The sequence below is a fragment of the Pseudomonas sp. LBUM1664 genome (assembly GCF_059695895.1).
Window position 1 is genome coordinate 2,742,910 of record NZ_CP166791.1, and the last position, 11,503, is coordinate 2,754,412.

Genomic DNA, 11,503 nt, shown 5'->3' on the forward strand with positions numbered 1-11,503 from the left:
CCAAGTGTGGGAGCGAGCCTGCTCGCGATGAGGCCCTGGCAGACACCGAAAAACTCAGCCATTGCCCGGCACATTCGGCCAAAGATCCGCCACCAGAAACAGCCGCTCGGCTTCCTCCCACTCACCCTCGGCGTTTTCCGTCAGGCGCACCATCAACTGCGCCGACGCCATGGGGTCGAGAGCCATTCGCCAGGCGTCCAGTTGCTCGTCGCTCCAGGTCTGGTCCGCCGGATAATGGGCCGGGGCTAGCCAGGCGGCGCGGGGCAGGGGTTGCCAGCGGCCTGGAGGGCGTTGGGCGACGAACGCCGGCCAGTCCCGCTGATGCAGCCAACTGCCGCGCAAATGCCTGGGGTGTGCACCGGCTGGCGGTTCAGCCTGGCCGGGCCAGGGATAAAGCAAGTACCCGCCCAGCCAGAGCTCGGAACGAAACAGCTCGATGCCCGACGGTTCAATGCCCAGCGTCGCCAGGGCCTCACGGCTTTCCGGGCGCGCCGAGATCGGTAGCTGGTGCTCGCGCAAATGCGCCAGTTTACGGTCGAGCCGGTCATGGCAGCCCGGGCCGAGCCACTGCGCGGTGTCCTGTCCGTTACCCTTCGGCGGGCCGAGGTACAACTTGATCGCCAGTTCCAGGTGATGGATGCCTTCGCCGTCGCGCAGCAGCAGGTCCAGTTCACCCAGCGTATGGCCTTCGCGCCGGATTGGCAGGTTCGCGGCGATCAGTTCGATGCCCGGCGCGTGCTGCACGGCAAATTGCCACAGCCTTTCGTAATACAGGCCCAGGCGCCGCGTCCGTCCTTGGGACAGGCAGTGCAGCAACGGATAGCTGTCGCGGTCCAGTTGCCGCAGCCACTGTTCCAGTCGCTGGGGCTGCTGCACCCAGTCGCTGCCGGTCAGGGGGTGGCGCTGGGGCCAGGGCGTGTCGATGAGCATCGGCGGGGCAAGTATCGCCCACGCCAAATCGCGCACTTCGGGATGGCGCAGGCGGCGGGGCAAGTCCAGCAATTCGGGAAACAGGATCATTTTGCGAGCATAGCCTGCGGGGAAGGCTTAAAGAATTTTGTCTATGGACCGCTTTCGCCCATAATCGTGGTTTTCGCCCGCCGCAGACCCTCGCAGGAGCCTCATGGAGCAATTTCGCAATATCGGCATCATCGGTCGCCTGGGCAGTTCGCAGGTGTTGGACACCGTTCGCCGTCTCAAACGTTTCCTCCTGGAGCGGCACCTGCATGTGATCCTCGAAGATACCATCGCCGAAGTGCTGCCGGGCCATGGCCTGCAGACTTCGTCGCGCAAGATGCTCGGCGAAGTCTGTGACATGGTGATTGTGGTCGGTGGCGACGGCAGCCTGCTGGGGGCTGCCCGGGCACTGGCGCGGCATAACATTCCGGTGCTGGGGATCAACCGGGGCAGCCTGGGGTTCCTGACGGATATCCGCCCTGACGAGCTGGAAGTCAAGGTTGCCGAAGTGCTGGATGGCCACTACCTGGTGGAAAACCGCTTCCTGCTCCAGGCCGAGGTGCGCCGTCATGCCGAGGCCATTGGTCAGGGCGATGCGCTCAACGACGTGGTGCTGCACCCTGGCAAATCCACGCGCATGATCGAATTCGAGCTGTACATCGACGGCCAGTTCGTCTGCAGCCAGAAGGCCGACGGCCTGATCGTCGCCACGCCCACCGGATCGACGGCCTATGCGCTTTCTGCAGGCGGCCCGATCATGCATCCCAAGCTCGACGCTATTGTGATTGTGCCCATGTACCCCCATACCTTATCTGGGCGACCCATTGTGGTCGATGGCAACAGTGAGCTGAAAATCGTTGTGTCCAAGGATATGCAGATCTACCCGCAAGTGTCCTGTGATGGTCAGAACCATTTCACCTGCGCGCCGGGTGACACCATCACCATCAGCAAAAAGGCGCAGAAGCTGCGCCTGATCCATCCGCTGGATCACAATTACTACGAAGTCTGCCGGACCAAGCTCGGCTGGGGCAGTCGCTTGGGGGGTGGAGGCGACTGATGCTCGATCCTGCCCGCAGTTACGACCTGATCGGCGACGTGCACGGATGCGCCCTGACCCTGGAACACCTGTTGGACCGACTCGGTTATCACAAGCAGGGCGGAGTCTGGCGGCATCCGTCGCGCATGGCCGTATTCCTGGGGGACATCATCGACCGTGGCCCGCGCATCCGCGAAGCGCTGCACATCGTCCACGACATGGTCGTGGCTGGCCAGGCGCTGTGCATCATGGGCAACCATGAGTTCAATGCCCTGGGGTGGAGCACGCCGGCGCTGCCGGGCAGTGGCCAGCGCTACGTGCGCGAGCACACCCCGCGTCATGCCCGCCTGCTCAGCGAAACCCTGACCCAATTCGAGCAGCATCCCGGTGACTGGAATGACTTCCTCAAGTGGTTCTACGAGTTGCCGTTGTTTGTCGACGCCGGCCGTTTCCGGGTGGTGCATGCCTGCTGGGACGCCGGTCTGATCGACCCGCTGCGGAGCTTGTTCCCGAATGGCTGCATCGATGAGCATTTCCTCCAGGCCTCGGCGCAACCGGGCAGTTTCGCCTGCACGGTGTTCGATCGTCTGCTGCGCGGCACCGACATGCGTCTGCCCCATGGCCTGACGCTCACCGGCGGCGACGGCCTGACCCGCTCGTTCTTCCGCACCAAGTTCTGGGAAGACAACCCGCAGACCTACGGCGACATCGTGTTCCAGCCCGATGCCTTGCCTGAGCCTGTGGCCCGCACGCCGCTGTCCCCGGATGAAAAGAACAATCTGCTGCGTTATGGCGTCCATGAGCCTCTGTTGTTCGTCGGCCACTATTGGCGCAGCGGCAAACCCGCGCCGATCCGCCAGAACCTCGCATGCCTGGACTACAGCGCCGTGCTCTACGGCAAACTGGTGGCTTATCGCCTGGACCAGGAAACCCGACTGGATCCGCACAAGTTCGTCTGGGTCGATGTCGAGCGGCCGGAGGTGATGCAATGAGTATCGTCGCGGTCTTGCGCTTGCCCCTGGCGGCGGACTTGAGCGGCTTCGTCAAGCTGCTGCAGCGTATGCAGGTGCCTCATAGGGTCAGCGAGGAGGCGGGCGAGCAAGTGCTTTGGGTGCCGGACGAAATCAGCGAAGACGTACGTTCCCTGTACGCGCGTTTCCCGGCCGGCGACCCTGAACAACAGTTGGAGCTGCCGGCCATTGGCAGCACTTCGCGGCGGCCTGGTTTTATCCAACAGCTGACCCACAGTCCGGTCACCGCCCTGGTGTTGCTGTTGAGCCTGATCGTCAGTGCCGTGACCCTGCTGGGGGACAATCTTGAGACCCTGCGCTGGCTGACTTTCCTGGAGTTTCACGTCGTCGGCGACTACATCCAGTTCACCCCCCTGGCCGACAGCCTGGCGGCGGGGCAGTGGTGGCGCCTGGTAACACCGATGCTGGTCCACTTCGGGTTCCTGCACATCGCCATGAATGGCATGTGGTACTGGGAGCTGGGGCGGCGGATTGAGGCGCGTCAGGGCGGTATCAACCTGCTGGGGCTGACGCTGCTGTTCAGCTTGGTATCTAATTTCACCCAGTATTTTTTCAGCGGCCCGACCCTGTTCGGCGGTTTGTCCGGCGTGTTGTACGGTCTGCTTGGGCATTGCTGGATCTATCAGCTGCTGGCACCGAACCCGGCCTATCACTTGCCCCGTGGGGTGCTGGTGATGATGTTGGTGTGGTTGGTGTTGTGCCTGTCGGGGCTGGTCTCGCTGATCGGTTTCGGTGAAATCGCCAACGGGGCCCACGTCGGCGGGCTGCTCGTCGGTTGCCTCACGGGTTTGTTGGGCGGGCTGTTCGCTCGCCGTAAAATGGCCCGCTGATTGGCACCTGTACCTCTTGAAAATGCGCGATTGCGCGGAGATTCCATGTCCTCGTTCAACGAAATGATCAAAAACATCACCCCCGACATCTACCAGAGCCTGAAACTGGCGGTGGAAATCGGTAAATGGGCCGATGGCAACAAGCTCACTGCCGAACAGCGTGAGCTGTCGCTGCAGGCGATGATTGCCTGGGAAATCCAGAACCTGCCTGAAGAAGAGCGCACTGGCTACATGGGCCCGCAGGAGTGCCAGTCGAAGTCGACCGAGGTGCCAAACATCCTGTTCAAGTCGGACGCCATCCATTGATCGAGATTGGCCGTGGTGCAATCAGCAAAATGTCGGCACGCCTTGACGGGCCGACCGTTCAATATGCCTTTCGCCTGGGTGATACCGAGGTGCCGGTCAATCCGTTGATCGGTAGCACGGTACGCCTGGAGTTTCTCGGTGCGATTCACTGCAGCCATTGCGGGCGCAAGACCAAGACCAGCTTCAGCCAGGGTTATTGTTACCCCTGCATGACCAAGTTGGCCCAGTGCGACCTGTGCATCATGAGCCCCGAGCGCTGCCACTTCGAGGCGGGTACTTGCCGCGATCCGGCCTGGGGCGAGCAGTTCTGCATGACCGATCATGTGGTGTATCTGGCCAATTCGTCGGGCGTGAAAGTCGGTATCACCCGCGCCACGCAACTGCCGACCCGCTGGCTGGACCAGGGCGCCAGCCAGGCGCTGCCGATCCTGCGGGTTGCTACCCGCCAGCAATCGGGGTTTGTCGAAGACCTGTTCCGCAGCCAGGTGGCGGACAAGACCAACTGGCGCGCATTGCTCAAAGGTGACGCCGCTGCGGTGGACTTGCCACACATCCGTGATTCACTGTTCGAAAGCTGTGCTCAGGGGTTGCAGGGTTTACAGGAACGATTTGGCCTGCAAGCGATCCAGACCATAGCGGACGTCGAGCCTATCGAGATCCGCTACCCGGTGGAGCAATACCCGGCCAAGATTGTCAGCTTCAACCTGGACAAGAACCCGATTGCCGAAGGCACGCTGCTGGGGATCAAGGGCCAGTACCTGATTTTCGACACCGGCGTGATCAACATTCGTAAATACACGGCTTACCAGCTCGCCGTGCATCAGTAGAAGGATTCGACCCATGCGCACCGAACAACCGAAGATGATCTACCTGAAGGACTATCAGGCGCCTGAATACCTGATCGACGAGACGCACCTGACCTTCGAGTTGTTCGAGGACCATAGCCTGGTCCATGCGCAACTGGTGATGCGCCGCAACCCCGAGCGCGGTGCCGGTTTGCCGCCCCTGGTCCTTGATGGCCAGCATCTTGAGCTGGTCTCGATCAAGCTCGACGATGCCGACCTGGGGCAGGGCGATTACCAGTTGGACGACAGTTATCTGACCCTGCAGCCCAAGGCCGAGGCCTTCACGGTCGATACCACCGTGCGGATCCACCCGGAAACCAACACCGCCCTGGAAGGCCTGTACAAATCCGGCGGCATGTTCTGCACCCAGTGCGAGGCCGAAGGGTTCCGCAAGATCACTTATTACCTCGACCGCCCGGATGTCATGAGCAAGTTCACCACTACGGTGGTGGCTGAGCAGCATAGCTATCCGGTGCTGCTGTCCAACGGTAACCCGATTGCCAGCGGTCCCGGTGAAGATGGCCGGCACTGGGCGACCTGGGAAGACCCGTTCAAGAAGCCTGCTTACCTATTTGCCCTGGTGGCCGGTGACCTGTGGTGCGTTGAGGACACCTTCACCACCATGACCGAGCGCACCGTGGCGCTGCGCATTTATGTCGAGCCAGAAAACATCGACAAGTGCCAGCACGCCATGACCAGCCTGAAGAAGTCGATGCGCTGGGACGAAGAGGTGTACGGGCGTGAATACGACCTGGACATTTTCATGATTGTCGCGGTCAACGACTTCAACATGGGCGCCATGGAGAACAAGGGCCTCAATATTTTCAACTCCAGCGCCGTGCTGGCCCGCGCCGAAACGGCCACCGACGCCGCGCATCAGCGGGTCGAGGCGATCGTCGCCCACGAGTATTTCCATAACTGGTCGGGCAACCGCGTGACCTGCCGCGACTGGTTCCAGCTGTCGCTCAAGGAAGGCTTCACGGTGTTCCGCGATGCCGGGTTCTCGGCCGACATGAACTCCGCCACGGTCAAGCGCATCCAGGACGTGGCCTACCTGCGCACCCACCAGTTCGCCGAGGACGCTGGCCCCATGGCTCACGCGGTGCGCCCGGACAGCTTTATCGAGATTTCCAATTTCTACACCCTGACCGTGTACGAAAAGGGCTCGGAAGTGGTCGGCATGATCCACACCCTGCTGGGGCCTGAGGGTTTTCGCAAGGGCAGTGACCTGTACTTCGAACGCCACGACGGCCAGGCGGTGACCTGCGATGATTTCATCAAGGCCATGGAAGATGCCAACGATGTCGACCTGAGCCAGTTCAAACGCTGGTACAGCCAGGCCGGCACACCGCGTCTGGCGGTGAGCGAGTCCTACGACGCAGCGGCCAAGACCTACAGCCTGACCTTCAGCCAGAGTTGCCCGCCGACGCCGGACAAGCTGGAAAAGCTGCCGTTCGTGATTCCCGTGGAGCTGGGCTTGTTGGACAGCAAGGGCGCTGAAATCCCCCTGCGCCTGGCCGGCGAAGCGGCGGCAGAGGGCACGTCCCGGGTGATCTCGGTGACCGAAGCCGAGCAGACGTTTACCTTTGTCGATATCGCCGAAAAACCTTTGCCATCGTTGCTGCGCGGATTCTCGGCACCGGTGAAGCTGAGCTTCCCGTACAACCGCGATCAGCTGATGTTCCTGATGCAGCACGATAGCGACGGCTTCAATCGCTGGGATGCTGGCCAGCAATTGTCGGTGCAGGTGTTGCAGGAACTGATCGCCCAGCATCAGAAGGGCCAGCGCCTGGCGCTGGACCCGCGCCTGGTCAGCGCATTGCGTACCGTGCTGTCGGACGAATCCCTGGACCAGGCCATGGTCGCGGAAATGCTCTCGCTGCCAAGCGAGGCCTATCTGACTGAAATCAGCGAAGTGGCCGACGTGGAGGCGATCCATGCCGCGCGCGAGTTCGCCCGCCAGCAACTGGCCGAAAGCCTGTTCGAAGCCTTGTGGCTTCGCTATGAAGTCAACCGTGACCTGTCGAAAAGAACGCCGTACATGGCTGAGGCCGAACATTTCGCCCGTCGTGCATTGCAGAACATCGCGCTGTCGTACCTGATGCTGACTGACAAGCCTGAGGTACTGAGTGCGACCCTGGAGCAGTTCGACACCGCCGATAACATGACCGAGCGTCTTACCGCGCTGGCGGTGCTGGTCAATTCGCTGTTCGAAGCCGAGAGGGCCCACGCCCTGGAAGTGTTCGCGGAAAACTTCAAGGGCAACCCGCTGGTCATGGACCAGTGGTTCAGCGTCCAGGCGGGCAGCCCGTTGCCAGGCGGCCTGGCGCGGGTCAAGGCGCTGATGGAACACCCGGCGTTCAATATCAAGAACCCGAACAAGGTTCGGGCGCTGGTCGGTGCGTTCGCCGGGCAGAACCTGATCAACTTCCACGCCGCCGACGGTTCGGGTTATCGCTTCCTGGCAGACCTGGTGATCCAGCTCAACGGCTTCAACCCACAGATCGCGTCGCGACAACTGGCGCCACTGACCCGCTGGCGCAAATACGACAGCGCCCGCCAGGCGCTGATGAAAGCCGAACTGGAACGCATCCTGGCGTCCGGCGGGCTGTCCAGCGATGTGTTTGAAGTGGTGAGCAAGAGCCTGGCGTGACCTTGATACCGCGGTCTGCCTGGCAGACCGCGGTGTATTCATCGCGAGCAGACCAGTCACCGCTGTAGCCGCTCAGTCTCCAGCCATCACCCCACCGAATACCCCGCCATTCACCCCTTGCGCCAACCCCCGTGGTTAACAAAAGATAACGTGGCGTCGATTGTCAGACCTTTCCAAAGCCCGATAGGATAGGTCAGCTTCCGAAGGGGCTCTAGATTGCAGGTTTCAGGACTACGCTCCAGAACCGGCAATCATGATGAGCCCGCTTACGGCGCCCTGAAAGGGTTGAATGACCTAACAATAATAATGGGGGAAAGGTCTATGAATGAGCCTGTCATGGCTGTGGGCCGCTGCCGCCCGCCGGTGTTGCGCAGAGTTGCGCTGCTGGCCTCGGCGCTCTCGCTGCTGGGCTCCGCTGTGTTGTCGGTACCGGTGATGGCCGTTGCGGCGCCGACGTCCGATGTCATCTACTCCGTCGAATCAGCCAAGGCCAGCAAGACCCTGATGCTCGATGTGGTCCATGCCGGCCAGCGCCTGGTCGCGGTTGGTGATCGTGGTCACATTGTCTATTCAGACGACCAGGGCAGCGCCTGGACCCAGGCCAAAGTGCCGACCCGCCAATTGCTCACCGCGGTATTTTTTGTCGATGACAAACACGGCTGGGCCGTGGGGCACGACACCCAGATCCTCGCCAGCGACGACGGTGGCAGCACCTGGACCAAGCAATTCGAAGACCTTGCGCGTGAATCGCCGCTGTTGGACGTCTGGTTCAAGGACGCCAGCAACGGCTTCGCTGTGGGTGCCTACGGTGCACTGTTTGAAACCACCGATGGCGGCAAGCACTGGGAAGACGTCAGCGACCGCCTCGACAACGAAGATCAGTTCCACCTCAACGCTGTCGCAGCGGTGAAAGACGCCGGGCTGTTCATCGTCGGCGAGTCCGGCAGCATGTTTCGCTCCGCCGACTGGGGCCAGACCTGGGAAAAGCTCGAAGGTCCGTACGAAGGCTCGCTGTTCGGTGTAATCGGCACCGCCCAGCCTTCGACACTGCTGGCCTACGGCTTGCGCGGCAACCTTTATCGCTCCACCGACTTCGGCAGCACCTGGGAACAAGTCGAGCTCAAGGCCGCTCGGGGAGCCCTGGAGTTTGGTCTGTCTGGGGCCACGTTGTCGCCGGACGACTCCATCGTGATCGTCGGCAACGGCGGCAGCGTGGTGCGCAGTACCGACGATGGCGTGACGTTCAGCGTGTTCAATCGCCCGGATCGAATTTCCGTGGCGGCCGTCACGGCTGCGGGCAACGGCAACCTGATTCTGGCGGGGCAGGGCGGCGTACGCGCCACCACCTCCACCGGCGCCGAACTGAGCAAATGAGTCACGCCTGTAAGACGGGCATAAAAACAAGAAGGCGGACCCAATGAGCAGTCATCACCAAGACAAGGCGACGTTCCTCGAACGCCTGATTTTCAACAACCGCCCGGCAGTGATCGTCATTTGCCTGCTGGTCAGTATTTTCCTGTTCTGGCAAGCCACGCTGATCCGGCCGTCCACCAGTTTTGAAAAAATGATCCCCCTCCAGCACCCCTTCATCGAGAAGATGCTTGAGCACCGCAACGACCTGTCGAACCTGGGCAACACGGTGCGGATTTCCGTGGAGGCCACCAATGGCGACATCTTCTCCAAGGAGTACATGGAGACCCTGCGCCAGATCCACGACGAGGTTTTCTACATATCCGGTGTCGACCGTTCGGGGCTCAAGTCGCTGTGGAGCCCGAGCGTGCGCTGGACCGAAGTGACGGAGGAGGGCTTCGCCGGTGGCGAGGTGATTCCCCAGAGCTATAACGGCTCGGCCGACAGCCTCGACCTGCTGCGCAACAACGTGCTCAAGTCCGGCCAGGTCGGGCGCCTGGTGGCCAACGATTTCAAATCGAGCATTATCGACATCCCGTTGCTGGAGTCCTACCCGGACCCGCAGGACCAGGGCAAGTTGCTGGCGCTCGATTACCAGAAGTTCTCCCACGAGCTTGAAGACAAGATCCGCAACAAGTTCGAAGCCCAGAACCCCAACGTGCAGATCCACATTGTCGGCTTTGCCAAGAAGGTCGGCGACCTGATCGACGGCCTGATCATGGTGGTGATGTTTTTCGGCGTGGCCTTCGTCATTACGCTGATTCTGTTGTACTGGTTTACGAACTGCATGCGCAGCACCGTTGCGGTACTGAGCACCACCCTGGTGGCGGTGGTCTGGCAGTTGGGCTTGATGCACGCCGTCGGTTTCGGGCTCGATCCGTATTCGATGCTGGTGCCATTCCTGATCTTTGCCATCGGCATTTCCCACGGCGTGCAGAAAATCAACGGCATCGCCTTTCAGTCCAGCGAGGCGGACAACGCCCTGACGGCGGCGCGGCGCACTTTCCGTCAGCTGTTCCTGCCGGGGATGATCGCGATCCTGGCGGATGCCGTCGGTTTCATCACTTTGCTGATCATCGACATCGGTGTGATTCGGGAGCTGGCCATCGGCGCGTCCATTGGCGTGGTGGTGATCGTGTTCACCAACCTGATCCTGTTGCCGGTGGCGATTTCCTACGCCGGCATCAGCAATCGCGCCGTCGAGCGCAGCAAGAAAGACGCGACTCGCGAGCATCCGTTCTGGCGCACGCTGTCGAATTTCGCCAGCCCCAAAGTCGCGCCGGTATCGATTGCCCTGGCCGTGATCGCCTTCGGCGGCGGCCTCTGGTACAGCCAGAACCTGAAGATTGGTGACCTGGACCAGGGCGCGCCGGAACTGCGTCCGGACTCACGCTACAACAAGGACAACAACTTCATCATCAGCAACTATTCCACCAGCTCCGATGTACTGGTGGTGATGGTCAAGACCAAGGCCGAGGGCTGCTCGCGCTATGAAGCCATGGCGCCCATCGATGAGCTGATGTGGAAGATGCAGAATACCGAGGGCGTGCAGTCGGCGATCTCCCTGGTGACCGTGTCCAAGCAAATGATCAAGGGCATGAACGAGGGCAACCTGAAATGGGAAACTCTGTCGCGCAACCCTGACGTGCTGAACAACTCCATCGCCCGGGCCGATGGCCTGTACAACAACAGTTGCTCCCTGGCACCGGTACTGGTGTTCCTCAACGACCACAAGGCCGAGACGCTGGACCGTGCGGTGACAGCGGTGCAGGCGTTCGCCAAGGAAAACAACCGCGATGGCCTGGAGTTCATCCTTGCCGCCGGTAACGCCGGCATTGAAGCGGCCACCAACGAAGTGATCAAGGAGTCGGAACTGACGATCCTGATCCTGGTGTACATCTGCGTGGCGACCATGTGCATGATCACCTTCCGTTCCTGGGCGGCGACGCTGTGCATCGTGCTGCCGCTGGTGCTGACCTCGGTGCTGGGTAACGCCCTGATGGCCTTCATGGGCATTGGCGTTAAGGTCGCGACCCTGCCGGTGGTGGCGCTTGGCGTCGGGATCGGCGTGGACTACGGCATCTACATCTACAGCCGTCTCGAAAGCTTCCTGCGAGCCGGGTTGCCGTTGCAGGAGGCTTACTACCAGACGCTGAAATCCACCGGTAAAGCCGTGCTGTTCACTGGCCTGTGCCTGGCCATCGGTGTGTGCACCTGGATCTTCTCGGCCATCAAGTTCCAGGCCGACATGGGACTGATGCTGACCTTCATGTTGCTGTGGAACATGTTCGGTGCGCTGTGGCTGCTGCCGGCTCTGGCGCGGTTCTTGATCAAACCTGAGAAACTGGCGGGGCAGAAGGGCAATTCGTTGTTTGCTCACTGATAGGTTGTTGTGAAAACAAAGCCGCAACCCTCAGGTTGCGGCTTTGTTTTTC

At 61.2% G+C, this 11,503-nt stretch carries 9 protein-coding genes; 8 read left to right on the forward strand and 1 reads right to left on the reverse strand.

Annotated features, from left to right (window positions below):
* Positions 1-54: 54 nt before the first annotated feature.
* Positions 55-1,020, reverse strand: a complete 966-nt coding sequence (locus ACA047_RS12945) for a DUF1853 family protein (protein WP_497359564.1) — start codon at positions 1,018-1,020, stop codon at positions 55-57.
* A 103-nt stretch (positions 1,021-1,123) separates the two neighbouring features.
* On the opposite strand from ACA047_RS12945, the gene ACA047_RS12950 reads away from it, so the two are divergent.
* The 8 genes from ACA047_RS12950 (at position 1,124) to ACA047_RS12985 (ending at position 11,451) form a co-directional block, all read left to right on the forward strand.
* A complete protein-coding gene (locus ACA047_RS12950) occupies positions 1,124-2,014 on the forward strand; it encodes an NAD(+) kinase (protein WP_497359565.1) in 891 nt (296 codons plus the stop codon).
* Entirely contained in the window at positions 2,011-2,985 is a 975-nt protein-coding gene (locus ACA047_RS12955; protein WP_497360335.1) for a metallophosphoesterase, read from the forward strand. Before ACA047_RS12950 ends, ACA047_RS12955 begins: the two co-directional genes overlap by 4 nt.
* Entirely contained in the window at positions 2,982-3,854 is an 873-nt protein-coding gene (locus ACA047_RS12960; RefSeq protein ID WP_497359566.1) for a rhomboid family intramembrane serine protease, read from the forward strand. The genes ACA047_RS12955 and ACA047_RS12960 overlap by 4 nt, the downstream gene beginning before the upstream one ends.
* A 45-nt stretch (positions 3,855-3,899) precedes the next feature.
* A complete protein-coding gene (locus tag ACA047_RS12965) occupies positions 3,900-4,160 on the forward strand; it encodes a YeaC family protein (RefSeq protein WP_497359567.1) in 261 nt (86 codons plus the stop codon).
* Positions 4,157-4,987 carry a DUF2797 domain-containing protein gene (locus tag ACA047_RS12970; protein WP_497359568.1) on the forward strand — a complete coding sequence of 277 codons (831 nt, stop codon included), beginning with the start codon at positions 4,157-4,159 and terminating at the stop codon, positions 4,985-4,987. The genes ACA047_RS12965 and ACA047_RS12970 overlap by 4 nt, the downstream gene beginning before the upstream one ends.
* Before the next feature lie 13 nt (positions 4,988-5,000).
* Positions 5,001-7,658 carry an aminopeptidase N gene (gene pepN / locus ACA047_RS12975; protein ID WP_497359569.1) on the forward strand — a complete coding sequence of 886 codons (2,658 nt, stop codon included), beginning with the start codon at positions 5,001-5,003 and terminating at the stop codon, positions 7,656-7,658.
* Positions 7,659-7,979: 321 nt separating this feature from the next.
* On the forward strand, positions 7,980-9,032 hold the full coding sequence (locus tag ACA047_RS12980; RefSeq protein WP_497359570.1) for a WD40/YVTN/BNR-like repeat-containing protein: 1,053 nt from the start codon (positions 7,980-7,982) through the stop codon (positions 9,030-9,032).
* 43 nt (positions 9,033-9,075) lie between these two features.
* Positions 9,076-11,451 carry an efflux RND transporter permease subunit gene (locus tag ACA047_RS12985; protein ID WP_497359571.1) on the forward strand — a complete coding sequence of 792 codons (2,376 nt, stop codon included), beginning with the start codon at positions 9,076-9,078 and terminating at the stop codon, positions 11,449-11,451.
* Positions 11,452-11,503 lie beyond the last annotated feature (52 nt).